The organism is Microbacterium sp. MAH-37 (assembly GCF_009758255.1).
Lineage (GTDB): Bacteria > Actinomycetota > Actinomycetes > Actinomycetales > Microbacteriaceae > Microbacterium.
Window position 1 is genome coordinate 66,845 of record NZ_WSEN01000001.1, and the last position, 25,015, is coordinate 91,859.

A 25,015-nucleotide genomic window follows, 5' to 3' on the forward strand; every position below is an offset into this window, starting at 1 on the left:
GGCGCTCACCAGGGGCCGTCACCCGGCGCCTCCGGCAGTGCGTACCCGCGTGGCGTGACCAGGTACACCGTGCGCCGGCTGCGAGACCAGGCGGTGTCGAACGCGTCGCGCGGATAGGTGCGCAGTCCCGCGTCCCCGCTGGGGCTCGCCGGGTCGGCGACGAGGACGTCTCCATCGGTGGTGAACCCGCGGATCACGACGAGGTGGCCCGTCGGAGCCTCGTAGTCGGCGCCGGGCAGCTCGGTGCGATCGGTGAACCGGATCGACGAGATCACCGGGATACCGGCATCAGTCAGTGTTCGCGCGTCGCGGAGGGACGGCAGCCGCGTCACGACGGCGTCGAAACCGAGGGTGCCCGCGAGCGCAGTGTTGAACGACCAGTTCCCGGTGCCGGTGTACGCGGTGTCGTACACCGCACGTGCGACCCAGGGCACGCGCGGGTCGGCGCCGTCCGCGGCATCCGCCGGCGACTCAGGCACCTCCGCGCCCCAGGCCGTGAGGACCATGGTCAGCGAAGTGGGTGAGCACCACACCGGCCCGCCGCCGCCCAGATCGTCGCGGGCGGGGTACGCGCGCTGCGAGAGCGGCCGCAGAGCGGCCGCGACGCCGACGGCACCCGAAGGCGCTCCGTCGTCCTCGAGAGGAGCGGGGCCGGCCGGCGCGGTGAAGCTCACCGCGGCCAGGTGCAGGGGCTCTTCGCCCAGGGCTCGCCCATCGAGGGTGATGCGCAGCTGCGTCGCATCGAACGGATGCCCGTCCGCGGCCTTCAGCACGTCGGTGTCCACGAACGGCGCGCCCTCGGCGGCATCCGCGGTGTGCGCCGTACCGCTCTCAGGACTGCGGCGGGCGCCAGGCTCACCCCATTCGGCGAGGAGCAGCCACTCCGACCAGGTAGCGTCGATGAGGCGTGCACGGATCTCGACGTGCGCCGCGACCCCGGCATCCGCGTTCCAGGACGCGACCGCCTGGTCGGCGGCGAAGCCGGGTTCCAGCACCGCGGACGTCCACGTGCGGCCCTCCCAGCCGCTCTTCGGATCGGCGCGCAGCAGACGGGTGCGCCAGGTCGGCGTCGTGAGCGGTGCGGCGGGCGACATCGGAGTCGGCATGGTGGCTCCCAAAATGTTAGGACCGATGATCTGTAACGGATCATCGGTCGCGCTGTGGCGCGCTGTCAAGGCGGCGATGGCCGCGGAGATCACGGGAGGACGGTCCTGTCCGGGGCCTGTTTCCCAGAGCAGCACGGGTATCGTAGGCTGTACGCGCGTCAATGCAGCCGCCGAGACCCTGTTCGCGAGATGTCGAGGATGACACCGCGATAATCCCTTCGATGGCAACGATCTGGTACGAATCTGTTGACCGGAGCGCCTGGCGTGCGGTTCTATAACTGAATCCCCAGGGGGCCGCCTCCCCACGGCTCCGCACCGAAAGAAGGACGCTGATGCGAACTCGTCACAGTAAATATCTGGTCCGCGCCTTGTGCGTGGCGGCGGCCGCCGCGATGGTCGTCGCTCCCGCCACGGTCGCGAACGCCGCAACCCCCACCGGCATCCACGCCGCCGACTCCTCCGCCCCGCCGACCGGCAAGTCTGATGCGAAGACGCTCCGGATCGCCACCTCGGGCTTCGTGGACTCGTTCAACCCGTTCACCTCGATCTACCTGACGCCGACGAACATCCTGCGATACACGTACGAGTTCCTCGTGCAGAACTCCCAGGAGGACGGCTCGCCCACCAAGGGCCTCGCCGACAAGTGGGAGGCGTCCGACGGCGGCAAGGTGTGGACCTTCACGCTGCAGGACGGCCTGAAGTGGTCCGACGGCGAGCCGATCACCTCGGCCGACGTGGCCTACACCTACCAGTCGATGATCGACGATCCCGCGCTCGGCGTCGCCAACGGCGGCCTGCTCGCCAACCTCGACTCGATCGAGACGCCGGATGACAAGACCGTCGTGCTGAACATGAAGGACCCGCAGGCGCCGAACCCCGGTGTCGAGATCCCGGTCGTGCCCAAGCACGTGTGGGAGAAGATCGACAACCCCGCCGAGTACGCGAACGACAAGGACGTCGTCGGCTCCGGGCCCTTCCTGCTGGAGAGCTACAAGGCGAACCAGTCGATCGTGCTGAAGGCGAACAAGGAGTTCTGGAAGGGCTCCCCGAAGATCGACAAGATCCAGTACATCTACTACACGAACTCCGACGCCCAGGTGCAGGCGCTGCGCTCCGGCGACGTGGACATGGTCACCGGCCTAACCTCGACCCAGTTCGAGGCGCTGGACGGCGTGGAGGGCATCACCACCCACTCCGGCCAGGGACGCCGCTACTCGGCGATCAGCTTCAACGTCGGAGCGAAGACCCAGGACGGCACGCCCTACGGCAACGGCAACCCAGCTCTGCAGGACGAGGCCGTGCGCCAGGCGATCCGCCTCGGCACCGACACCAAGACGCTGCTCGACAAGGTGCTCGGCGGCTACGGCGTCGAGGCCACCAGCTTCATCCCCGCCTCGTACCCGAAGTGGACGCTGCCGGCGGATGACAAGGTCATCATGAAGTTCGACCCCGACGCCGCGAAGCAGAAGCTCGAAGAGGCCGGCTGGGTCGCAGGAGCCGACGGCATCCGCGAGAAGGACGGCAAGAAGCTCGAGCTGCGCCTGTTCGCCGACTCGAGCGCACCCCTCGAGCAGTCCCTGGCCGAGTACTTCGTGCCGTGGATGAAGGACATCGGCATCACGATCAAGGTGGAGTCGTCCGACACCGACACCATCTCGGCCGAGACCACCAAGGGCAACTACGACATGTACATCAGCGGCTGGAGCCAGGGCGCGGACCCCGACTACCAGCTGGGCATCAACACCTGCTCGGGCCTGGCGACGGCCACGGACGGCACCGGCGGCACCTCGCAGGACGGCTGGTGCGACCCCGAGTTCGACAAGCTCTACCAGGAGCAGCACACCGAGCTCGACGAGAGCAAGCGCGAGGCGATCGTGCGCGAGATGCTGGAGATGAACTACACGGCGACCCCGCAGATCGCGACGTGGTACGCCAACAGCCTCGAGGCGTACCGCTCCGACCGGTTCCAGGACTTCTCGCTCATGCCGAAGAAGGACGGCATCATCGCGAACCAGTCCGGCTACTGGGGCTACCTCACGGTCACGGCCGTCGGTGACGAGGCCGCAGCGGCGGACAGCGGTCCGAACGTCGGCCTGATCGTCACGGGAGTCGTGATCGCCGTGATCGTGATCGGCGGCATCATCTTCCTCGTGATGCGACGCCGTAACAGCGCCGACGTCGAATGACACCGGCTTCGACAGGCTCAGCGACCCATGCGCCTGTGGGTTTCTGAGCCTGTCGAAGGACATGGCGACAGCAGAAGGAGACAGAGATGTCGAATGCGGTGCCGGCCACGGAGGCCGTCATCCTGGAGGAGCAGGGCGAGGCCCCGCCCCGCAGGATCCCCGCGCTGAACTACGCGCTGAGCAAGATCGGCGGAGCGCTGATCAGCCTGGCGATGGTGGTGCTGCTGGGGTTCTTCGCCTTCAAGATCCTCCCCGGCGACCCGGTGGCGTCGATCGCCAAGGATCGCATCATGACGCCGGAGCAGATGGAGCAGCTGCGGCACCAGATGGGGCTCGACCAGCCGCTCTGGCAGCAGTTCCTGACCTACCTCGGCAACGTGTTCACGCTGAACTTCGGCGAGAGCTACGTGTACAAGCAGTCGGTGTCCTCGCTCATCGGCGAGTATTTCTGGAACACGATCCTGCTCACCGGCACGGCCGCGATCATCGCGATCACGCTCGGACTGTGGCTCGGCCAGAAGGCCGGATGGCTGCACGGCTCGAGGTTCGACAGGATGACCACGGGCACATCGCTGGTGCTGTGGTCGGTGCCGACCTTCTGGCTCGGCCTGCTGCTGCTGATGGTCTTCGGTGGCACGCTGCACTGGTTCCCGACCGGCGGCATGACCTCGCCGAACCCGCCCGACGACGTGCTCGGCCAGATCCTCGACGTGATCTCGCACATGGTGCTTCCGGTGATCACCATGGTCGCGGTCGTCTACGCCCAGTACGTGCTGGTGATGCGGGCATCCGTGATGGAGGAGAAGACCGCCGACTACCTCGTCACCGCACGGGCCAAGGGCCTGCGTGACGACCTGGTGCGCAGCCGGCACGCGGTGCCCAATGCGCTGCTCCCCGCGGTGACGCTGGTCTTCATGCACCTCGGCGGCCTGATCGCCGGTGCGGTGACCGTCGAGACGGTCTTCTCCTGGCCGGGTCTCGGCAAGCTCACCTTCGAAGCCATCCAGGGCCCCGACCTGCCGCTGTTGCAGGGCACCTTCGTCGTCTTCTCGGCGATCATCATCGTGATGAACCTCGCCGCCGACTTCATCTACCGTGTGCTCGACCCGAGAGTGAGGCAGGCATGAGCGCCCAGACAGCCACCATCGCGCGCTCGCCGCGCAGCATGGCGTGGGAGCGTCGCAGCAAGGCCTTCGCCGCCTTCTGCCGCGAGTTCGCCCGCAGCCGCACCGGGATGATCGGCCTGGTCTTCCTGCTCGTCGTGATCGTCGTCGCGATCCTCGCGCCGGTCATCGCTCCGGCGTGGATGCTGGATGCCACGAAGCTGATCGACGCACCGCGCTTCGCGCCGCCGTCGTGGGAGCATCCGCTCGGCACAGACCATCTGGGCCGCGAGATCTGGGTGCGCATGGTGTGGGGCGCGCAGGTCTCGCTGATCGTCGGCTTCGCGGCCACCGCGGTGTCGATGCTGATCGGCACGATCGTCGGCATCGCCGCCGGGCACTTCACGGGCTGGACCGGCGGCCTGCTGATGCGCATCATCGACTTCTTCCTGGTGCTGCCCTCGCTGATCCTCGCGATCGTGCTGTCGTCGGTGCTGCAGCGCGGCGTCTGGACGATCGTCATCGCGATCGGCCTCACCTCGTGGGCGGGCACCGCCCGCGTGGTGCGGTCGCAGACCCTGTCGGTGGAGTCACGCGACTACATCGAGCGCTCGCGGGTGCTCGGCGCGGGGCACTGGCACATCATCGTCAAGCACCTGCTCCCCGGCGTGCTGCCGCTGGTGCTCGCCAACACCACACTCACGGTCGGATCGGCGATCATCGCGGAGTCGACGCTGTCGTTCCTCGGTCTCGGCGACACGACCATGCAGTCCTGGGGCGCCGTGCTGAAGAACTCGATGGACTACTCCGCCGCGACCGCCGGGTACTGGTGGTACGTGCTCGTCCCCGGCATCGCGATCGTGCTCGTCGTGCTGGCGTTCACCCTGGTGGGCCGTGCCGTGGAGAACATCGTGAACCCGACCCTGAGGAGCCGTTGAGAGATGCCCGACCTGACTTTCGACGACGTCTCGATCACCTACCGCACCTCGGAGCGGGGCGGCCGCGGCGAGGTGCACGCCGTGAAGAACATCTCACTGAAGCTGCCGGCCGGCGGCACCCTCGGCGTGGCCGGGGAATCCGGCTCCGGCAAGTCCACGCTCGCGATGAGCGTGCTGCGGCTGCTGCCGGCCAACGCGAAGCTCACCGGGCGCGTGCTCGTCGGCGACACCGACATCACCGAGCTGAACTTCGGCGCACTGCGCGCGCTGCGCTGGTCGGACGCGTCGATCATCTTCCAGGGCGCGATGCACTCGCTGAACCCGGTGCGCACCGTGGGCCAGCAGATCATCGAGGCGCTCGAGCTGCACATCACGGACGCCTGGCGCACCGAGAAGGAGCGCAAGGCCCGCGTCGCCGAGCTGCTGCGCGTGGTCGACCTCGCACCCCAGAAGATCGACGCCTATCCGCACGAGATGTCCGGCGGGCAGAAGCAGCGCGTGATGATCGCGATGGCGCTGGCCTGCGAGCCCGACATCATCATCGCGGACGAGCCGACCACCGCGCTCGACGTGATCGTGCAGAAGCAGATCCTGGAGATGATCAGCGAACTGGTCACCGACCGCGGCATCTCGATGCTGATGATCAGCCACGACCTGTCGGTGCTCGCCACCGCCTGCGACCGCATCGCGGTGATGCGCGACGGCGAGCTCATCGAGGTCGGCGAGTCGCTGCAGGTGTGCCTCGAGCCGCAGCAGCCGTACACCCGGCAGCTGGCCGACGCGTTCCCGACGATCGGCGACCCGGCATCCCGCCTGAATCCGGTCACGCGGCGGGAGCGTCCCGCGCATGACGGCGGGCAGGGGATGACGGACGAGGTGCTGCTCGAGGCCAAGGGGCTGAACGTGACCTACCACGGCCGCGGGCAGACGCTGCGGGCCGTGAAGAACGTCGATCTCGAGGTGCGCCGCGGCGAGATCCTGGCGCTGGTCGGGCAGTCCGGCTCGGGCAAGAGCACGCTGGCGCGCACGCTCGTCGGTCTGCAGCATCCGGATGAGGGATCGACGGTGCGCTTCCGCGGCCAGGACCTGCCGCGGAAGGGGCGCGCGCTGCGCGCGTTCCGCAGTGAGGTGCAGATGGTGCTGCAGGATCCCACGGCGGCGCTGAACCCGAAGCTCAGCATCTACGAGTCCGTCGCCGAGGGGCTGCGCGTGCAGCGCTACCCGGGCGACGAGGCCGAGCGGGTCGCGCAGAGCCTGATCGACGCCGAGCTGACGCCACCGGAACGGTTCGTGACGGCGATCCCGCAGGAGCTGTCCGGCGGGCAGCGGCAGCGCGCGGTGATCGCGGGCGCGCTCGCCCTGGGGCCGCAGATGCTGGTCGCCGACGAGCCGGTGGCCTCGCTGGACGCCTCGGTGCGCGGCGAGATCCTCGCGCTGCTGCTCTCGCTGCGCGATCGCCTCGGTCTCAGCGCACTGGTGATCACGCACGACCTCGGGCTGGCGTGGAACATCGCCGATACCGTCGCGGTGATGCTCGAGGGCGAGATCGTGGAGTACGGCACCACCGAGCAGGTGCTGCTGGATCCGCAGCACGAGTACACCAGGCGGCTGCTCGCGGCCGCGCCGACGATCGAGCGGACCGGGGCGTGAGCGGCACGGCCGTGGCCGTGGACCGGCACGCGTACCTGACCGAGGCGCCGTTGCAGCCGGGCGACCGGGTGCACTTCGTCACTCCTTCCGGTCTCGGCGACGCCGAGAGCCTGCAGCGCGCAGTCGGGTACTACCGCGAGTGGGGTCTCGAGGTCACCGTCGGCGAGCACGTGCTGCAGCCGCATCCGCGGGCGAAGTACCTCGCGGGGCCGGATGCCGGGCGACGGACCGACCTGGTCGACGCCTGGCTCGACCCCGACACGGCCGCCGTGGTGTGCGTGCGCGGCGGGTACGGGGCGATGCGACTGCTGGACGGGATCGACTGGGATCTGATGCGCGGGGCTGCGCTGCGGCGCGACGGCCGGCCGAAGCTGCTCACCGGGTCGTCCGACATCACCGCTCTGCACGAGGCGTTCCGCGTGCAGATGGACGTGCCGACGCTGTTCTGCCCGATGCCCGGCAACGACGTGTTCCGCGACTCCGAGGCGATCCGCGACGACGTGCGCCGCTGGCTGTTCGAGCCGTGGGGCGATCGCGGGATCGTCGGGCCCGAGGCGGAGGTGATGGTGCCAGGGCGTGCGGCAGGCCGGTTCACCGGCGGAAACCTCGCCCTGCTCGCCGGTGCGCTCGGCGCACCGGAGGCCGCTGTCGCGCCGGGAGGCATCCTGTTCCTCGAGGACATCGACGAGGAGCTGTACCGGCTGGACGGGTTCCTGCTCGCGCTGCTGCGGGCGGGCCGCATCGCCGCGGCATCCGGGATCGTCCTCGGGTCGTGGCACAACTGCGCGGTGCGCGACGGGACGGCGGACCTCGACGGGGTCCGAGCGCTGATGTCGGAGTACCTCGCCGACCTCGGCAAGCCGGTGCTCTGGGAGCAGGGCTTCGGACACGACCCCAACGCGCTGAGCGTGCCGTTGAACGTGGACGGCGTGCTGGAAGCCGGCGACGCCGGCATCCGCCTCGTCGTCGGAGAAGTCGGAGGAGAAGCCTGATGGCCATCGAGCTGCCCGCCCTGGACGATCGGGTCACCTGGTCGATCCGTATCGTGGACGCCGGGACCGGCGCCGTGCTCGCCGAGCACACGCCGGACCAGCAGTGCGAGACCGCGAGCATCGGCAAGATCTTCCTGCTGATCGAGGTCGCGCGCCGGCTCGCCGACGGGTCGCTGTCGGCGGACCAGGTCGTGCCGATCCCCGCCGAGCACATCGTGGAGGACTCCGGGCTGCTGTACCGGATGCTGAACCAGTCGCTGTGCGTGTACGACGCGGCGCTGCTGGTCGGCGCGTTCAGCGACAACCTCGCGACCAATGCGCTGATCGCGCTGTGCGGGCTGGACGAGGTGCGCGCGGTGGCCCCGGAGCTCGGCTACGCCGACACCGCGCTGCACGACTACATCCGCTCGGAGCGCACTCCGGACCTGCCGTGGACGCCGTCGTTCGGGACCGCCGCCGAGCTCGCCGACGTGATGCGCCGGCTGGGCGCGGGAGACGTGATCTCACCCGAGGTGAGCGACCAGGTGCTGACCTGGCTCGCCGCGAACGCGGACACATCGATGGTCGCCGATGCCCTGCTGCTCGACCCGCTCGCGCACGCGGAGCCGGAGTATCAGGACATGGTGCTGCGTCACAAGACCGGCAGCACCTCGTTCGCGCGCATCGACACCGGGCACCTCGAAGGGCCCGCGGCGAGCGTCGCATACGCCGTGGCCGCCAACTGGAAGGGGAGCGCGGAGGATCTGCGCGCGCCGGTGATCGACGCCATGCGCGCGATCGGTGAGCAGTTGCGCGCGCACGTCACAGGTCGCGATCGTGCCGACGCCGCGGTCTGAGGGCCTTCTGTTGAGGTCGCACTCCGCCCCGGTGTCGGGCCGCCGTCGGAGTTCAGGTCGCAGCTGGTCCCGCTCTTCGCGGGTCAGAGCGGGGCATACTGCGACCTGGGCGGATGCCGGTGGCGCGGGCGCCCGGGTTCGGCGCCGCGTCGCGGTTCGCGGCCGCGGCGCGGGGTCGAACGGCGTTCACGTCGCAGTTGGACTCGGTATCGCGGCCGCTTCGGCATCCGGGTCGCTGTTGGACGCGGCTCGCGCACGTCTCAGCGGTGCGAACTGCGACCTGGGCCGACGAGCACGGCGCGCCCGCAGCGTTAGCATCGACGGATGACTCGAAACGGACGACTCGGAGTCGGCATCATCGGCGCGGGCCGGGTCGGGCCGGTGATCGGCGCCGCGCTCGCCGGAGCGGGCCACGCGATCACCGGCATCACCTCGGGTTCCGACGACGACCGGGCGGCCGCGGTGCTGCCGGGCGCTCCTGTGCTCGACGCGACAGAGGTCGTGCGGCGCAGCGAGCTGGTGGTGCTGGCCGTTCCGCACGACCAGCTGCCCGGCCTCGTCGCCGGGATCGCGGAGGTCGGCGGCTGGCAGATCGGCCAGCTCGTGCTGCACACCGACCCGGCCTACGGCATCGACGTGCTCCGCCCCGCCGCCGAGCGCGGGGCGATCCCGCTCGCCGTGCATCCGGCGATCTCGTTCACCGGGACCACGGTCGACCTGCGGCAGCTGCAGGCCGCGTTCGCCGCCGTCACCGCGCCCGCGGCGGTGCTGCCGATCGCGCAGGCGCTGGCCGTCGAGCTCGGATGCGAGCCGGTCGTCGTCGCCGAGGAGGACCGCGCCGACTACGCCGAGGCCATCGCCACGGCATCCGAGTTCTCCCGCTCGATCATCGGGCAGTCCACGGCGCTGCTGCGCGGCATCGGCGTCGAGAACCCCGGCGGCTACCTCTCCGCGCTGGTGCAGTCCACGGTCGAGCGCGCGCTGCGCGAGGCATCCGACCCCGCACCGGACGTCAGGGACGTCTGATGGAGATCGCTCACCTCGAACCCGTCTCCGGCCTCGCCTGGAGCGTGTTCCGCGGTGGGCGCGCAGAGGTCATGCGCGCGCTCGGCAGCGAGCACGCCGACGCGATCCGGGCCTTCCGCGATCTGCAGGGAGGAACCTGGGAGGCGCAGATGCGCCGAGCGGACGGCGTCGCCGCCGCGCGGTTCGACGCCGTCATCGCGTCGACGAGACGGCTGCTGCCCGTCGAATCGCAGGAGCTCGCCTGGATCGCCGAGGGCGCCGGCATCCCGGAACGGGACATGTGGGCGCGCAACCTGCGCGGCGACCTGGGCAGGGACGGCACCGGATGCAGCGACCTCGCGCTGACCACGGATGCCGGTGTGCTCATGGGCCACAACGAGGACGGTTCCGGCGAGCTGCACGAGGCGATCCGGCTGGTCACGCTCGACATCGAGGGCGATCCCGCGATCACAGCCGTCTGGTATCCCGGGATGCTGCCCTCGAACGCCTTCGTCACGACCACGGCGGGCCTCGCGTTCGGGATGGACCATGTGCCGGTGGTCACGGCGAACACCGAAGGCGCCGGACGGCACTTCGTCGCGCGTCACGCGCAGCGCCGGCAGAGCGGCGACTCCGCGCGCGCCGCCCTGTCTGAGGTGCCGTGCGCCGGAGGCTTCGCCTTCGACATCGCCGACGCCGACGGGCGGGCCGACCTGATCGAGAACGCCGGAGGCCGGGTCGCGCGCACCTCGGGCGCGTACCGGCACACCAACCACCTGCGACTGATCGACGGCACCGCGGACGGTCTCGCCGTGCCCGATGACGACGTGTGGCTGCAGGAGAGCAGGAACCGGCTGAGCGTGCTGCACGGATGCGGGACCCCGGCGACCGCGGACGAGGTGTTCGCCGCTCTGCGCATGCCGGGCGTCCTCGGGCGCTCCGACGACATGTGGACCTTCGTGACCGCGGTGGTCGACACCGCGGCCGACGAGGTGCTGCTGGCAGGGAGCGGCGCACTGTGGCGCGGCCGGTGGAGCGCGTTCGCGCGCGGAGAGCGGGTGACGCTGTGACCATCGGCTTCGACGAGCTGGAGCAGGAGTTCCCCGGGCTGGCCGTGTCGGCGCTCGCCGCGGACGCCGACACCGGAGCGGAGGTGTTCCGGCACCACCCGGAACGGGTGCTCGACACGGCGAGCGTCGGCAAGATCTTCCTGCTGCACCGTCTGCTGACCGAAGCCGAGCAGGGCTCGCGCACCTTGGACGATCGGGTCACCCGTCGCCCGGTCGAGCAGTTCGACAACTCCGGCATCTGGTACCTGCTGCAGCAGCACACCCTTTCTCTGTACGACGTGGCGGCGCTCATCGGCGCCACCAGCGACAACGCCGCGACCAACACCCTGTGCCGGGTCATCGGGCTGGAGACGGTGCAGACGCACACGCGGGAGCTCGGCTACACGCACTCCGGACTCGACGACGTCGTGCGCTGGCCGCTGCCGCCGGGTGCTCCGCGCACGCTGTCCCATGCGAACGCGGAGGAGATGGTGCGCTTCGTCACGCGCACGGCACGGGGCGACGACCTCGGCGCCGCTTCCCGCGACCTGCTGCAGCGCTGGCTCGGAGCCGGCATGGATCTGTCGATGGTCGCGTCGGCGTTCGGGCTGGACCCGCTCGCGCACTATCTCTTCGACCGCGACGTCTGGCTGTGGAACAAGACAGGCACGATCAGCACCGTGCGCGCCGACGTCGGCCTGGTGATGTCTCCGGAGCGCCGGCTCGCCTACGCCGTGCTGGTCAACTGGGAGCGCGGCGCTCCGGCCCGCGATCGCGTGCTCGAGGTGATGCGGCGGGCAGGCCTCGCGCTCCGTGCGGAGCTCGAGCACTGAGCCCTCGCGCGGCGTGAGGGCTGCCGCATCACTCCGTTCCACGCCTCGCGGGACGCACAGGGGCGCCCCGGTAGACTGGAGGGCGACTTTCGAGGAGCCCGCACATGACCGACGCGACCGCCGCCGCGCCCACAGACGACACCGCCGAGGCGGATGACACCTTCGAGCAGCGCGAGGTGCGCCTCGCGAAGCGCGAGAAGCTGATCGCCGAGCGCACGGATGCCGCGGGCGGGGCGTTCCCGGTCTCCGTGCCGGTGACCCACACCATCCCGCAGCTGCGCGCCGAGTACGGTGACCTCGAGGCGGGCGCCGAGACCGGCGTCGTCGTCGGCGTGGCCGGCCGCATCGTGTTCAGCCGCAACACCGGCAAGCTCTGCTTCGCCACGCTGCAGGCCGGCGACGGCAGCCGCATCCAGGCGATGGTCTCGCTGGCCAACGTCGGCGAGGAGTCCCTCGCCGCGTGGAAGGAGCTCGTCGACCTCGGCGACCACGTGTTCGTGCACGGCGAGGTGATCTCCAGCCGCCGCGGCGAGCTGTCGATCATGGCCGACGACTGGACGATCGCGTCCAAGGCGATCCTGCCGCTGCCGAACGTGTACGGCGAGCTCAGCGAGGAGGGCCGCGTGCGCAGCCGCTTCCTCGACCTGATCGTGCGCGACCAGGCCCGCACCACCGTGCGTGCCCGTGCCGCCGTGAACGCCAGCCTGCGCGCGACCTTCACCGGCCACGGCTTCCTCGAGGTGGAGACGCCGATGCTGCAGGTGCAGCACGGCGGGGCATCCGCCCGTCCGTTCATCACGCACTCGAACGCGTTCGACACCGAGCTGTACCTGCGCATCGCGCCCGAGCTGTACCTGAAGCGCGCCGTCGTCGGCGGTATCGACCGGGTGTACGAGATCAACCGCAACTTCCGCAACGAGGGCGCCGACTCCACGCACAGCCCCGAGTTCGCGATGCTCGAGGCCTACCAGGCGTACAGCGACTACAACGGCATCGCCGACCTCACCCAGGAGCTCGTGCAGAATGCGGCGATCGCGGTCTCGGGCTCCACCACGGTGACCTGGGCCGACGGCACCGAGTACGACCTGGGCGGTCAGTGGGACCGCATCTCGATGTACGGCTCGCTCTCCGAGGCTGCCGGTCGTGAGTTCACCCCGCAGGACTCCCTGGCCGACCTGGTCGCGTTCGCCGAGGCGCACGACGTCGAGGTGCCCCCGCACGCCACGCACGGCAAGCTGATCGAAGAGCTCTGGGAGCACTTCGTCAAGCCGGGCCTGGAGCGACCCACCTTCGTGATGGACTTCCCCGTCGACACCTCTCCGCTGGTGCGTGACCACCGCTCCATCGAGGGCGTCGTCGAGAAGTGGGACCTGTACGTGCGCGGCTTCGAGCTGGCAACGGGTTACTCCGAGCTGGTCGACCCCGTCATCCAGCGCGAGCGCTTCATCGAGCAGGCCAAGCTCGCCGCCGGCGGCGACCTCGAGGCGATGCGCGTCGACGAGGAGTTCCTGCGCGCGCTCGAGCACGGCATGCCGCCGACGGGCGGAATGGGAATGGGCATCGATCGCCTGCTGATGGCCGTCACCGGCCTGGGCATCCGCGAGACGATCCTCTTCCCGCTGGTCAAGTAACGGCAGCCGGTCGAGCGGCGACCACCGCTCACCCGGCCCGCCGGGCGAGGCGCTCACCGCGTTCCATCAGCCACATCGGCAGCAGCGCGCTCTCGAGCACCCGCAGCAGCAGGGCGGTCAGACCGTGCCCGGGTTCGATCCGCTGCGACATCCGCAGGTAGGCGTCGGCGTGCGTCGACCTGCCCAGCGCCCACGACAGCCAGGCGGCGGATGCCAGGGCGCCGGGCTTCAGATCGCGGGGTGCGCAGGCGACGGAGTACCGCACGACCTCCAGTGCCCGGCGCAGCCGTGCGGGGTCGGGATCGCCGGCGCGGCCGAGGAAGACGTCCCCGATCTCGCTCGGCGTCCGGTCACCGTTCCGCGCGTGCCCCAGCTGCGCATCGAAGGCACGCATCCCGGTCGCGTGGTCACTGGCCCACTGCACGAGCACGGCGTCGCGCAGCGCCGGACGATGCAGACACCACAGCAGCGCGGCGCAGGCGAACGGCGGCGGGTCTTCCTCGCCCTCCAGCAGCATCTCGGCGAAGGAGGGGATGTCGTCCAGCATGACGGCCGCACCGATCGCCTGCGGATTCTCGTCGGAGCCGAGCTGCGAGCCCCCGCAGCGCACACGTTCCAGGACGGCGTCCAGATCGCGCAGCGCCATGCCGACCCGCTGCCGTGCCGCGAGGTCGGCCGGCGGCAGCTCGGTGCCGGTGTGCTGGTCGGTGACGACATCGACACCGGGCAGCTCCGGCGCCGACGGGATCCCGTCGAGCGGATGCAGCACCGGCTCCGGTTCGAGGTAGTCGCTCCAGCCCGACGGCAGCACGCAGAGTCCCTCGACGATGTGGAAGCCCTCCTCGTGCGCGCTGCCGAGCAGGTGATCGATCAGCAGCGAGTGCGGCAGCACGAGACCGTCGCGCGTGTGGGTGGCGGCCTCGTCGGAGTACACGACCACGGCGATCGCGTCGCAGCCGCGCACCTGTGCGAGCAGTTCGAGCACGTCGTCGACGTAGTCGCAGGGGGTGTCGTCGCCCGGCGGCAGGTCCATCCGCAGCACACCGGGCGCGCGCGTGCCGTGGAACGGCAGCACCACCAGGCTGCGCACCGGGGTGAAGCCCGCGAGAGCGGGGACGAGGCTGAGCAGTTCTGCGGCATCCGATGCCTTGATGATCGTGTCCATCCCCCGAGCGTGCTCGGAGTCGCGCACCCTGTCTCCGCGGGAAAAGCCTGCCTGTGCAGAGCTCGGGACGGATACCCCGGTGGGGAGTACCGGTGGAACACGCGTACGATGGAGGGGTGGACAGCTATTGGAGTGCAGTGATCTGGTCGATCCTTCCGACCATCGCCGTCTGCGCCGTGTTCTACTTCGTGCTGCGCGGCATCCTGCGCTTCGACCGCACCGAGCGCAAGGTGCACTCCGAGATCGAGGCCGAGGAGCGCGCGCGCCGCGGCCTGCCGCCGCGCGCGTCTTGACCTCGCGCGTCCTGACCTCGCACGCGTACATCCGCGGAATGACGCGGTTTGTCGGTGCCAGCCGTTACGCTGATCCGAGTGTCGTCGGCAGCTGACGGAGGCGGGGGAGTGATCAACACCAGCAACTGGCCGTGGTGGATCGTCGCCGTCATCGCCGTGATCGATCTCGGGATCCGCATCACCGCGATCATCGTGATCCCGCGCAACCGCCGCCCGACCTCGGCGATGGCCTGGCTGCTGGCGATCTTCTTCCTGCCCGAGATCGGCATCATCCTCTTCCTGCTGATCGGCAATCCGCGACTGCCGCGCGCACGCCGCCGCAAGCAGGCCCAGATCAACGCGTACATCGCCGAGACCTCGAGCAATCTGCGCTTCGGCACTCTGCGGCCCAACGCGCCGGAGTGGTTCCCGCCGCTGGTCACGATGAATCAGCGCCTCGGCGCCATGCCGCTCGCCGGCGACAACGGCGCCCACCTCATCTCCGAGTACCAGGAGTCGCTCGACGCGATGGCCGACGCGATCCGTCAGGCCACCGAGTACGTGCACGTCGAGTTCTACATACTCCAGGCGGATGCCGCGACCGACAACTTCTTCCGCGCCCTGGAGGAGGTCGCGGCGCGCGGCATCCCGGTGCGGGTGCTGGTGGACTTCTGGGCCAACCGCGGCAAGCCGAAGTACAAGCAGACCCGCAGGCGGCTGGACGCGATGGGCGCCGACTGGCACGAGATGCTGCCCGTGCAGCCGCTCCAGGGGCGTTGGCAGCGCCCCGACCTGCGCAACCACCGCAAGCTGCTCGTCATCGACGGGGACGTCGCCTTCCTCGGATCGCAGAACGTCACCGACTCGTCGTACAACCTGCGCAAGAACATCAAGCGCGGTCTGCACTGGGTCGACCTCATGGTCAGGGTCGACGGCCCGATCGTCGCGAGCGTGAACGCCGTCTTCCTCAGCGACTACTACGCCGAGACCGACCGGGTGCCGGAGGGGATCGACATCACCCGCGTCGAGACCGGCACCGGCGACCTGGACTGCCAGATCGTGCCCTCGGGGCCCGGCTACGAGGCGGAGAACAACCTGCAGCTGTTCCTCGGCCTGCTGTACGGGGCGAAGCGCAAGATCATGATGGTGAGCCCCTACTTCGTGCCGGATGAGGCGCTGCTGCTGGCGGTGTCCACCGCGTGCGACCGTGGCGTGCAGGTGGAGCTGTTCGTCTCGGAGGAGGGCGACCAGGCGATGGTCTACCACGCGCAGCGCAGCTACTACGAGGTGCTGCTGAAAGCGGGCGTGCGCATCTGGATGTACCGCAAGCCGTTCATCCTGCACACCAAGACGCTGACGATCGACGAGGATGTCGCCGTGATCGGATCGAGCAACATGGACATGCGCTCGTTCGGTCTGAACATGGAGATCTCCATGCTGGTGCGCGGTGAGGAGTTCGTCTCCGAGGTGCGCGCGGTCGAGGACGAATACCGCAGGCTGAGCCGCGAGCTCACGCTCGAGGAGTGGGAGCAGCAGCCGCTGCGCTCCACCGTGCTCGACAACCTCGCACGGCTCACCTCGGCTCTGCAGTAGTGATCGAATCGGTATGTCCGGATGCCGGGACGCAGGTACCGTGAAGGCATGAACCGTACGCGCATCCTCTTGTCCGCCGCCGCGCTCGCCGCAGCGGCCCTGCTCGCGGCCGGACTGTCCGGGTGCGCGCAGTCGCCTTCAGCGCCGGGCTCCTCCGCCCCGGCGCCGACGAGCACCACGGGCTCGGGGGCTGGTCAGGAGACCGACGACGCCGAGGCCGCATGGCTCGACGGCGGGCGCTCGTTCGCCGTCGTCACCTGGGGGTCGTCCACCTGCGTGCCGCAGACGGATTCGATCTCGGCCTCCGGTCAGGAGATCACCGTCACCCTCGTCGACCCCGACGAGAAGGCGTGCACCGCCGATCTCGCGCCCCGGGCGTCGCTCGCCGTCATCCCCGAGGGGGTCGACGTCACGAAGGACATCGACGTGACGGTCGTGAACGGCGACTTCACCGCCGACGCCGACCTCGACGCGCTGGCGTCCGCCCCCTCCGGCTCTACCGACATGCAGCCCTCCGCCGGCTGGTTCGACGATCAGGGGATCGTGCTCCTGACCTGGGGATCCTCGACGTGTCCGCCCGTGGTCTCCGGCGTCGAGGAGACCGACGGCGGCGCCACCGTGACCTTCGCGGACGACGATCGCGTGTGCACGATGGACATGGCGCCGCGCGTGACCGTGCTCGGGGTGCAGGAGCCCGCGGACGACGACGCACCGTTCACGCTGACGCTGGCCGGAGGCAACCTCACCGGCACCGTCGAGGTGATGGACTGAGTCAGAACCTGCTGGTGTCGTGCCCCTCCGGGAGCACGAGGAGCAGGCCGCCCTGGTCGATGCGGCAGCGGATGCGCACGGCCTCGCCGAACTCGTCGCCGTCGAGTTCGATCGATGTGGGCTCGGACATGGCCGCCTCCGCGGAAGTGCCGCGGAGGTAGCGGATCGAGGTGTCGCGTCCGCGCCGCTCGAGGACCCGGCGTCCGGCGCGGGTGCGCCGCAGCACAGAGTTGTCCCACCAGATCCGCCGCCACACCCCGAGCCAGCCGAACGGCCCCGTCGGCTGGATGACGGCGACATCCAGCGTGCCGTCGTCGATCGACGCGTCCGGCACCAGGGCGATGCCCGCCGGCAGCGCACCGCAGTTGGCGAACAGCATGCTCTGCACCTTGACCGAGTGCAGCCGGCGATCGTCGATCTGGTAGACCGTGCGGAAGGGCTTCGCCCCGGGCAGGGAGCGCGCGGCGCCGTCGACGTACGCGACCCAGCCGACCTGCTTCTTCAGGTTCGAGTTGGTGTTCGCGATCATCGCCGCATCCAGGCCCATTCCGGCCAGCACCACGAACGCGTGCTCCGAGGTCGACTCGTCCTCACGGGTCAGGTGCGCCCAGCCGATGTCGACCGGGAAGGTCATGCCGGCGAAGACGGCGTCGATCATCTTCTCGGGGTCGCCGAGCGGCAGGTCCAGATTGCGGGCGAACAGGTTGCCAGTGCCGCTGGGCACGATCGAGAGCGGAACCTCGGTGCCGGCGATCGCCTCCGAGACCGCGCGCACGGTGCCGTCGCCTCCGGCGACCAGCACAGCTGCGGCGCCGTCGTCGATCGCCGCGCGAGTGGCATCCTGCCCGGCATCCTCGACCGTCGTCTCATAGAACTTCGGCGCCGCCCAGCCGTGCCTCTTCGACGCGGTCTTCAGGGCTGTGCGCAGCCGCTTCTCGTCGACCTTGATCGGGTTGAACACGAGCGCGGCGTGCTGCTTCTTCCCGTCCTGCGTGCTCATGACGTCACTCTAAGGCAATGCGCCCAGCGCTCATCGCGAGGCGTGTCCCTGTTCGCCGCATCCCCGCGCCGGATGCGGCGAATTGCGACATTCCTCGGGGGAGGGAGGCCCGGGAGGAGCGCGTCCGCCCGCCGGTAGACTTGCTGGATGATCGACCTCGCTCTGCTCCGTGACGAACCGGAGACCGTCCGACGCTCTCAGATCGCGCGCGGGAACGCGCCCGAAACCGTCGACGCCGCGATCGAGGCCGACCGATCGCGCCGGGCCGCGATCACGTCGTTCGAGGAGCTGCGCGCAGAGCAGAACGCGTTCGGCAAGCAGGTCGCGAAGGCGCCCAAGGACGAGAAGGCCGCGCTGGTCGCGCAGGCCAAGGAGCTCGCCGAGCGCGTGAAGCAGGCGCAGCAGGCGGCCAACGAGGCCGCGGATGCCGCATCCGCAGCGCTCGACCGCATCGAGAACGTCATCATCGACGGCGTGCCCGCCGGCGGCGAGGAGGACTTCGTCGAGCTGCGCCGCGTCGGCGACATCCCGACGTTCGACTTCACTCCGCGCGACCACCTCGAGATCGGCGAGCTGCTCGACGCGATCGACATGGAGCGCGGCGCGAAGGTGTCCGGCGCGCGGTTCTACTTCCTCAAGGGGATCGGCGCGCGCCTCGAGATCGCGCTGATGAACATGGCGCTGGACAAGGCGCTGCAGAACGGCTTCACGCCGATGATCGTTCCGACCATGGTCCGCCCCGAGATCATGCAGGGCACCGGCTTCCTCGGCGAGCACGCCGACGAGGTGTACCGCCTCGAGGCGCAGGACCTGTACCTCGTCGGCACCAGCGAGGTGCCGCTCGCGGGCTACCACAAGGACGAGATCGTCGACCTGTCGAAGGGCGCCCTGAGGTACGCCGGCTGGTCCACCTGCTACCGCAGCGAGGCCGGCTCCTACGGCAAGGACACCCGCGGCATCATCCGCGTGCACCAGTTCAACAAGCTCGAGATGTTCGTGTACACCGACGCCGCGGACGCCGAGGCGGAGCACCTGCGCCTGGTGGCGCTGCAGGAGGAGATGCTGACGGCACTGGGCCTCTCGTACCGTGTGATCGACGTCGCTGCGGGCGACCTCGGCTCGAGCGCCGCGCGCAAGTACGACATCGAGGCATGGGTCCCCACGCAGGACGCGTTCCGCGAGCTCACCTCGACCTCGAACTGCACGACGTATCAGGCGCGCCGCCTCGACGTGCGGCACCGCACGGAGGAGGGCGGCAAGACCCAGCCGGTCGCCACGCTGAACGGCACACTGGCGACCACGCGCTGGATCGTCGCCCTGCTCGAGACGCACCAGCAGGCGGATGGATCGGTGCGCGTGCCCGAGGCGCTGCGTCCCTATCTGGGCGGCCTCGAGGTGCTCGAGCCGGTGCAGGCATGACGATCCCTCTTACCGGTTCCGGGGCCGACACCTGGCTGGTCGCACTCGACGTCGACGGCACGATCATCCTCGAGGACGAGACGATGAGCCCGGGCGTGCCCGCGGCCATCGGCCGGCTGCGCGACGCCGGGCACTTCGTGACCCTCGCGACCGGACGCAGCTGGGGCGGCACCCGCCCGCATCTCGAGTCGCTCGGACTCGAGCCGGAGTTCGTGGTCTGCTCGAACGGCGCCGTCACGATGCGTCGCGCCGGCGACGACTGGGAGCGCTGGCACGTCGAGACCTTCGACCCCACGCAGGTGCTCGGGCTGCTCGGCGAGCGGCTGCCGGACGCCCGGTACATGGTCGAACTCGGGTCGGGTCAGCGCCTGTTCACCGAGCAGCTCGACGACTGGACGCTCGACGGCGCCCGACAGGTGGCGTTCGCGGAGCTGTCCGCCGAGCCTGTCTCGCGCGTGGTCGTCGTCGCCCCCGGCCAGGACGAGGACTACTTCCACGACTTGGTCGCCGAGGTCGGTCTGAACGAGGTCTCGTACGCGATCGGCTGGACCGCATGGCTGGACATCGCCCCGCAGGGCGTTGACAAGGGCACTGCGCTGGCGCGCGTGCGCGAGCAGCTCGGCCATGCATCCGAACGGGTGCTGGTGGCCGGCGACGGGCGCAACGATCTCGGCATGTTCGGTTGGTCGCTGAGCGGCGGCGGCCGCGCGGTGGCGATGGGACAGGCCCCGGATGTCGTGAAGGCAGCCGCCGGCGAGGTCACCGTCACGGTGGAGGAGGGCGGCCTGGCCCTCGCTCTGGATTCGCTGCTCATCGCCGCGCGCTGACCCCACCCGCATCCGCTCTACCGCCGGCGTTCGCCCGGGTCTATGATTCGGCTGTCCGCCTCGCTCGGACGGACATCGTCTGCCGGCATGTGGGGTGCCGGAGTCGCGATGGGGGCGACGGATGGATGCTGGGGACCAGAGCACGACGAGTGAGGCGAAACCCCGCTTCACAGCCGCGCTGAAGCACCGCGATCTGCGCCTTCTCGCGCTCGCGTTCATCGTGGACGGCGGGGCGTCGTGGTCGTACAACGTCGTGCTCATCGCGTACGTCTTCACACGCACGCAGTCCGCCGGGTGGGTCACCGCCCTTGTGACCGTGCGCTGGGTGGTCGGGGTGCTGTGCGGCGGTTACGCCGGGGTTCTCGCCGACCGCTACGACCGCCGGGCGCTGCTGATGGTCAGCGCCTGGATCGCCTCCGTCGTGACGATCGGCATCGCCGTGATCGTGTGGCTGCAGGCGCCGCTGTGGCTTCTGCTGGTCGGGGCCGCCGTCCTCACCGCGGTGTGCACCCCGGTGCGCCCGGCCTCCGGCGCGCTCATCCCCGAGGTCGTGCCGGAACGCGACCTGGTCGCGGCGAACGCGCTCTTCGCGCTGCTGGAGAGCGTGATCGTGGTGATCGGTCCCGGCGTCGGCGGGCTGCTGCTGCTCGCCGGAGAGCCGGTGTGGGGAGTTCTGGTCAACGCTGCGAGCTTCGTGGTCGCCGCGCTCATCTACTCCGTGCTGCGGGTGCGCTCGCACGGGAGCGCCGAGGCCGGTGAAGGCTCGTTCCGGCAGTGGGTCTCGGGGGTGCGAACTCTCGGACAGCACCAGAAGGCTCTCGTGCTGACGGTGTTCCTGATCCTGGACTCGGCCGCCGCGAACTCGGCGAACGTGCTGCTGCCGGCACTCGCCGAGCACCTGCACGGCGATGAGGTCGGGTACACGCTGCTCCTGGCGGCCAACGCGCTGGGCGGCGTCGTCGCCGCGGGGCTGGCGCAGAGGCTGGCCGCCTCCCGGCGACTGGCGGCACTGATCATCGGGGCGATCTTCTTGCAGTGCGTGCCGCTGTGGCTGAGCGTCTTCGCGGGCTCCGTGCTCGCCGGCTCGGCGCTGCAGCTCATCTCCGGAATCGGCATGGTGATCGTCGACGTGCTGGCGTTCACGACGCTGCAGCGGGATCTGCCGCGCGACGTGCTCGGTCGGGTGCTCGGCACGCTCGATGTGCTGATCCTGGCCAGCGCGGTGCTCGCCTCGGTGCTCGCCAGCACGCTGTACGGCGTGTTCGGGCTGGCCGTGGCGTTCGGTGCCATCGGCCTCGGCTTCCCGCTGCTGGGCCTGCTCGGGCTGCCGGTGCTGCGCCGTCTCGACGCCGACGTCGCCCAGAGGGCGGATCGGCTGGCGCCGATCACGCGCACCCTCGATCAGCTCGACCTGTTCGCGGGTGCGCCGCGCAGCCTGATCGAGCACCTGGCCGAGAGCGCCCAGGAGCGCACCGTCCCTGCCGGCACGACGATCATCGCGCAGGGCGACCCGTCCGACGCGCTCTGGGTGCTCGAAGACGGCGTGCTCGCGGTGACCGCGGTCCGGGCGGACGGTCAAGCAGCCGAGGTGCCGGATGTCGAGGCGCCGGGCTACGTGGGCGAGCTGGGGCTGCTCGAGAGGGCGGTGCGCTCCGCGACGGTCGTCACGAGGACGGAGTGCCGGATGCTGCGCATCCCCGGTGCCGACTTCGCCGCGGCGCTCGAGGCCGCGGCGCCCTCCCCGTCGATGCTCGGTCGGGCCGGCGCACGGATCTCGCGCACGGCCGCCGCCCAGTAGTTCCCCAGGAGGGCGCGGGAGAATGATCCTCGGCGCATCCGGCGATCCGCGGAAACCGGATAGACTCGACGCCTGATCGTCCGGCCCCGGCCGGGATCGGGAGGGTTGTCCGAGCGGCCGATGGAGCTGGTCTTGAAAACCAGTGAGCAGAGATGTTCCGCGGGTTCGAATCCCGCACCCTCCGCAGCAGATCCGAAAGGCACCGATTGAGCGAGTCGAGTACGTCGCGGCGCCCCCTCGCCCGCCATGGTCAGCAGTCGAGTCCTTCGTTCGTCGGCCAGCTGCTGAAGATCGTCGGCATCTTCGCCGCTGTCGTCCTGGTGAGCGGCATGGCCGTCGTCGGCTACATCGGCCTCGGCCTGACCAGCACGGTGCAGGCGAACGCCGTCGAGCTCGAAGGCCAGAAGGCCGTGCCGCCGGACATCGGCGCCTACGAGGGCGGCTTCAACCTGCTGCTCACCGGTGTCGACACCTGCGAGCCGAAGTACGCCGAACTGTTCGGCAAGCGCTGCACGGGCAAGGACAGCGAGGGCACGCTCAACGACGTGAACCTGCTCGTGCACGTCTCGGCCGAGCCCCGGCGCGTCACCGCGGTCAGCTTTCCCCGCGACATGATGGTCCCGATCCCGTCCTGCGAGGCCGAGAACGGGCGGGTCAGCTCGGCGATGAGCAAGCAGCCGCTGAACTCCGCCTGGGAGTACGGCGGTCTGAGCTGCGTCGCCAAGACGATCAGTGAACTCACCGGTGAGGACATCCAGTTCGCCGCATCCGTGACCTTCGGCGGCGTGATCGAGATCACGAACGCCATCGGCGGTGTCGACGTCTGCCTCGCGAGTCCGATCAAGGACAAGTACACCGGCCTCGACATGGAGGCCGGCACCCACACCGTCGTAGGCCTGGAGGCCCTGCAGTTCCTCCGCACCAGGCACGGCGTCGGCGACGGCTCCGACCTCGGCCGCATCGGCAATCAGCAGCAGTACATGTCGAGCCTCGCGCGCAAGATGATGAGCAGCGAGACGCTGGGCAACATCCCGGTGATGCTGAAGCTGGCCTCCACGACGGTGAGCAACCTCACACCGAGCAAGTCGCTCGCCGACCCGATGAAGCTCGTGCAGATCGGTCTCGCGATGAAGGACGTGCCCTTGAGCGACATCGTGTTCGTGCAGTACCCGACCGCCACCGACCCGGACAACCCGAACAAGGTCGTGCCGGACGACGACTCGGCCGAGGAGATGTGGGCGGCGATCTCGGCGAACAAGCAGCTCGAGATCACGCACAAGAACACCAAGAACGACGGCGTCGTCGTCGAGGACGCTCCGGAGGCGACCACGCCGCCGGCCACGACGGAGCCCGGCGCGACGCCGGCGCCCGACGAGGTCGCTCAGCTGCCGTCGACGGTCAAGGGCAACTCGGCCGCGCAGCAGACCTGCTCGAACGGCAACGTCCGGCGCTGACCTTCTCCGTTCCGCGTGGATCTGCCGGTTTCCGGTGACCACGCGGCTAGGGTGTGAGTACCCTCCGACCCCGCGAGGGCCGGCAGGGGGTGCACCCGGTGGGACTGAGGCGACGGCGACCGATCCTGCGGCATGGACCGCAGCGCACGCCGAGGGCGTTCGGCCAGCTGATGTCGCTGCTCGGCATCGCCCTCGCCGTCGTGCTCGTGAGCACCGTGGGCGTCGTGGCGTTCGTCGCCACGCAGCTGGCGAGCACAGCGGCGGAGAACACCGTGACGCTCGACGACACCGCCGAGCTGCCCCCGGACATCGGGGCGTACGAGGGTGGCTTCAACGTGCTGCTCGTCGGCATCGACAAGTGTGAGAAGGACATCGCGGACCTGTTCGGCAATCGGTGCGACGACAAGAAGCAGTCCGGAAAGCTCAACGACGTGAACCTGCTGGTGCACGTGTCGAACGACCCGCGGCGCGTGACCGTGGTCAGCTTCCCGCGCGACATGATGGTCGGGCAGCCCGAGTGCACCGACGACAACGGCACCGTGCACCGCGAGACCAGCCGCGCGGCGATGAACGAGGCGTACGGACGCGGCGGCCTGAACTGCGTCGCCAAGACGGTCTCCGAGCTCAGCGGCGAGCAGGTCACGTTCGCGGCTTCCGTCACCTTCGGCGGCGTGATCGAGGTGACCGACGCGATCGGCGGCGTCGAGGTGTGCCTCGCGTCGCCCATCGACGATCCCCTCACCGGCCTCCACCTGCCCGCCGGCACGCGTGAGCTGCAGGGCCTGGAGGCGTTGAACTTCCTGCGCACCCGGCACGGACTGGTGGGCGGCAGTGACCTCAGCCGGATCGGAAACCAGCAGCAGTACATGTCGAGTCTGGTGCGCAAGCTGACCAGCGCCGAGGTGCTCGGCAACGTCGGCACCGTGCTGCGTCTGGCCAGCATCGGGGTGAAGCGCTCCGAGCTCAGCGACAAGCTCGACCCGATGCGGATCGCTCAGATCGGCCTGGCGATCAAGGACGTGCCGCCCGCGGACTACGTGTTCCTGCAGTACCCGGTCTTCGACGATCCGAGCAACTCGAGCAAGGTCGTGCCGGACGAGGCCTCCGCCGAGGAGATGTGGACGGCGATCGCCGAGAACCGGCCGCTCGAGGTCACGCACAAGCGCGGCACCCAGGAGGGAGTGGTGGACGCCCCGGGGCAGACCACTGCGCCGACCCCGCCGACGCCCACCCCGGGCGCGACCGACGGCGCCGTCGCGTTGCCGCCGAACGTCAAGGGGCAGAACGCCGAGACCCGGACCTGCTCGAACGGCAACGGGCGCTAGATGTTCTTCCCCGACACGTTGTGAACGTCTGAGGTGAGCGAAGACCTCCGGGACGATGTGGG

General features: G+C 69.8%; 21 protein-coding genes and 1 tRNA gene. 19 read left to right on the forward strand and 3 right to left on the reverse strand.

Going from position 1 to position 25,015, the window contains the following annotated elements; translation table 11 throughout:
* Nucleotides 1–5 precede the first annotated feature (5 nt).
* Nucleotides 6–1,106: a peptidase C39 family protein gene (locus GON06_RS00370; protein ID WP_157310197.1), complete on the reverse strand. Its 1,101-nt coding sequence runs from the start codon at nucleotides 1,104–1,106 to the stop codon at nucleotides 6–8.
* Between the two features lie 332 nt (nucleotides 1,107–1,438).
* Here GON06_RS00370 and GON06_RS00375 point away from each other — a divergent pair, with 332 nt between their 5' ends.
* The 10 genes from GON06_RS00375 to lysS all read left to right on the forward strand — a co-directional run bounded on the left by GON06_RS00375 (nucleotide 1,439) and on the right by lysS (nucleotide 13,329).
* On the forward strand, nucleotides 1,439–3,292 hold the full coding sequence (locus GON06_RS00375) for an ABC transporter substrate-binding protein (protein WP_157310200.1): 1,854 nt from the start codon (nucleotides 1,439–1,441) through the stop codon (nucleotides 3,290–3,292).
* 86 nt (nucleotides 3,293–3,378) lie between these two features.
* Entirely contained in the window at nucleotides 3,379–4,419 is a 1,041-nt protein-coding gene (locus GON06_RS00380; RefSeq protein WP_157310203.1) for an ABC transporter permease, read from the forward strand.
* Nucleotides 4,416–5,333 carry an ABC transporter permease gene (locus GON06_RS00385; protein ID WP_157310206.1) on the forward strand — a complete coding sequence of 306 codons (918 nt, stop codon included), beginning with the start codon at nucleotides 4,416–4,418 and terminating at the stop codon, nucleotides 5,331–5,333. The genes GON06_RS00380 and GON06_RS00385 overlap by 4 nt, the downstream gene beginning before the upstream one ends.
* A 3-nt stretch (nucleotides 5,334–5,336) precedes the next feature.
* Entirely contained in the window at nucleotides 5,337–6,983 is a 1,647-nt protein-coding gene (locus GON06_RS00390; RefSeq protein ID WP_157310209.1) for an ATP-binding cassette domain-containing protein, read from the forward strand.
* Nucleotides 6,980–7,975 carry a S66 peptidase family protein gene (locus GON06_RS00395; RefSeq protein ID WP_332837019.1) on the forward strand — a complete coding sequence of 332 codons (996 nt, stop codon included), beginning with the start codon at nucleotides 6,980–6,982 and terminating at the stop codon, nucleotides 7,973–7,975. The genes GON06_RS00390 and GON06_RS00395 overlap by 4 nt, the downstream gene beginning before the upstream one ends.
* Entirely contained in the window at nucleotides 7,975–8,811 is an 837-nt protein-coding gene (locus GON06_RS00400; protein WP_198346559.1) for a serine hydrolase, read from the forward strand. Before GON06_RS00395 ends, GON06_RS00400 begins: the two co-directional genes overlap by 1 nt.
* Nucleotides 8,812–9,135: 324 nt before the next feature.
* The gene (locus GON06_RS00405; protein ID WP_157310212.1) at nucleotides 9,136–9,837 is read left to right on the forward strand and encodes a DUF2520 domain-containing protein; all 702 of its coding nucleotides are present in this window, start codon (nucleotides 9,136–9,138) and stop codon (nucleotides 9,835–9,837) included.
* A complete protein-coding gene (locus GON06_RS18595) occupies nucleotides 9,837–10,886 on the forward strand; it encodes a C45 family autoproteolytic acyltransferase/hydolase (protein ID WP_157310215.1) in 1,050 nt (349 codons plus the stop codon). Before GON06_RS00405 ends, GON06_RS18595 begins: the two co-directional genes overlap by 1 nt.
* The gene (locus GON06_RS00415) at nucleotides 10,883–11,698 is read left to right on the forward strand and encodes a serine hydrolase (RefSeq protein WP_332837020.1); all 816 of its coding nucleotides are present in this window, start codon (nucleotides 10,883–10,885) and stop codon (nucleotides 11,696–11,698) included. The genes GON06_RS18595 and GON06_RS00415 overlap by 4 nt, the downstream gene beginning before the upstream one ends.
* A gap of 104 nt (nucleotides 11,699–11,802) precedes the next feature.
* Nucleotides 11,803–13,329 (forward strand): lysine--tRNA ligase, encoded by a 1,527-nt coding sequence (gene lysS, locus GON06_RS00420; RefSeq protein ID WP_157310218.1) that lies wholly within the window; start codon nucleotides 11,803–11,805, stop codon nucleotides 13,327–13,329.
* A 28-nt stretch (nucleotides 13,330–13,357) separates the two neighbouring features.
* Here lysS and GON06_RS00425 read toward each other — a convergent pair whose 3' ends face one another.
* On the reverse strand, nucleotides 13,358–14,494 hold the full coding sequence (locus GON06_RS00425) for a DUF4192 family protein (RefSeq protein WP_157310221.1): 1,137 nt from the start codon (nucleotides 14,492–14,494) through the stop codon (nucleotides 13,358–13,360).
* A gap of 116 nt (nucleotides 14,495–14,610) precedes the next feature.
* Between GON06_RS00425 and GON06_RS18465 the strand changes: the two genes are divergently transcribed.
* The 3 genes from GON06_RS18465 to GON06_RS00435 all read left to right on the forward strand — a co-directional run bounded on the left by GON06_RS18465 (nucleotide 14,611) and on the right by GON06_RS00435 (nucleotide 17,130).
* Entirely contained in the window at nucleotides 14,611–14,787 is a 177-nt protein-coding gene (locus GON06_RS18465; protein WP_232527992.1) for a hypothetical protein, read from the forward strand.
* 111 nt (nucleotides 14,788–14,898) lie between these two features.
* The gene (gene cls / locus GON06_RS00430; RefSeq protein WP_332837022.1) at nucleotides 14,899–16,359 is read left to right on the forward strand and encodes a cardiolipin synthase; all 1,461 of its coding nucleotides are present in this window, start codon (nucleotides 14,899–14,901) and stop codon (nucleotides 16,357–16,359) included.
* Between the two features lie 48 nt (nucleotides 16,360–16,407).
* Nucleotides 16,408–17,130 (forward strand): hypothetical protein, encoded by a 723-nt coding sequence (locus GON06_RS00435; RefSeq protein ID WP_157310224.1) that lies wholly within the window; start codon nucleotides 16,408–16,410, stop codon nucleotides 17,128–17,130.
* A 1-nt stretch (nucleotide 17,131) separates the two neighbouring features.
* Here the strand turns inward: GON06_RS00435 and GON06_RS00440 are convergent, their stop codons facing one another.
* Nucleotides 17,132–18,130: a diacylglycerol/lipid kinase family protein gene (locus GON06_RS00440; RefSeq protein WP_157310227.1), complete on the reverse strand. Its 999-nt coding sequence runs from the start codon at nucleotides 18,128–18,130 to the stop codon at nucleotides 17,132–17,134.
* Nucleotides 18,131–18,277: 147 nt separating this feature from the next.
* On the opposite strand from GON06_RS00440, the gene serS reads away from it, so the two are divergent.
* From serS to GON06_RS00470, 6 genes are all read left to right on the forward strand, one after another.
* Complete coding sequence (gene serS / locus GON06_RS00445) at nucleotides 18,278–19,549, forward strand: serine--tRNA ligase (protein WP_157310230.1); 1,272 nt, start codon at nucleotides 18,278–18,280, stop codon at nucleotides 19,547–19,549.
* The gene (locus tag GON06_RS00450) at nucleotides 19,546–20,376 is read left to right on the forward strand and encodes an HAD family hydrolase (RefSeq protein WP_157310233.1); all 831 of its coding nucleotides are present in this window, start codon (nucleotides 19,546–19,548) and stop codon (nucleotides 20,374–20,376) included. The genes serS and GON06_RS00450 overlap by 4 nt, the downstream gene beginning before the upstream one ends.
* A 121-nt stretch (nucleotides 20,377–20,497) precedes the next feature.
* On the forward strand, nucleotides 20,498–22,174 hold the full coding sequence (locus GON06_RS00455; RefSeq protein WP_157310236.1) for an MFS transporter: 1,677 nt from the start codon (nucleotides 20,498–20,500) through the stop codon (nucleotides 22,172–22,174).
* 99 nt (nucleotides 22,175–22,273) lie between these two features.
* Nucleotides 22,274–22,358: transfer RNA gene (locus GON06_RS00460), tRNA-Ser, on the forward strand.
* Nucleotides 22,359–22,380: 22 nt separating this feature from the next.
* The gene (locus tag GON06_RS00465; RefSeq protein WP_157310239.1) at nucleotides 22,381–23,628 is read left to right on the forward strand and encodes an LCP family protein; all 1,248 of its coding nucleotides are present in this window, start codon (nucleotides 22,381–22,383) and stop codon (nucleotides 23,626–23,628) included.
* A gap of 53 nt (nucleotides 23,629–23,681) precedes the next feature.
* Nucleotides 23,682–24,953 carry an LCP family protein gene (locus GON06_RS00470; protein WP_332837021.1) on the forward strand — a complete coding sequence of 424 codons (1,272 nt, stop codon included), beginning with the start codon at nucleotides 23,682–23,684 and terminating at the stop codon, nucleotides 24,951–24,953.
* Nucleotides 24,954–25,015: the final 62 nt, after the last annotated feature.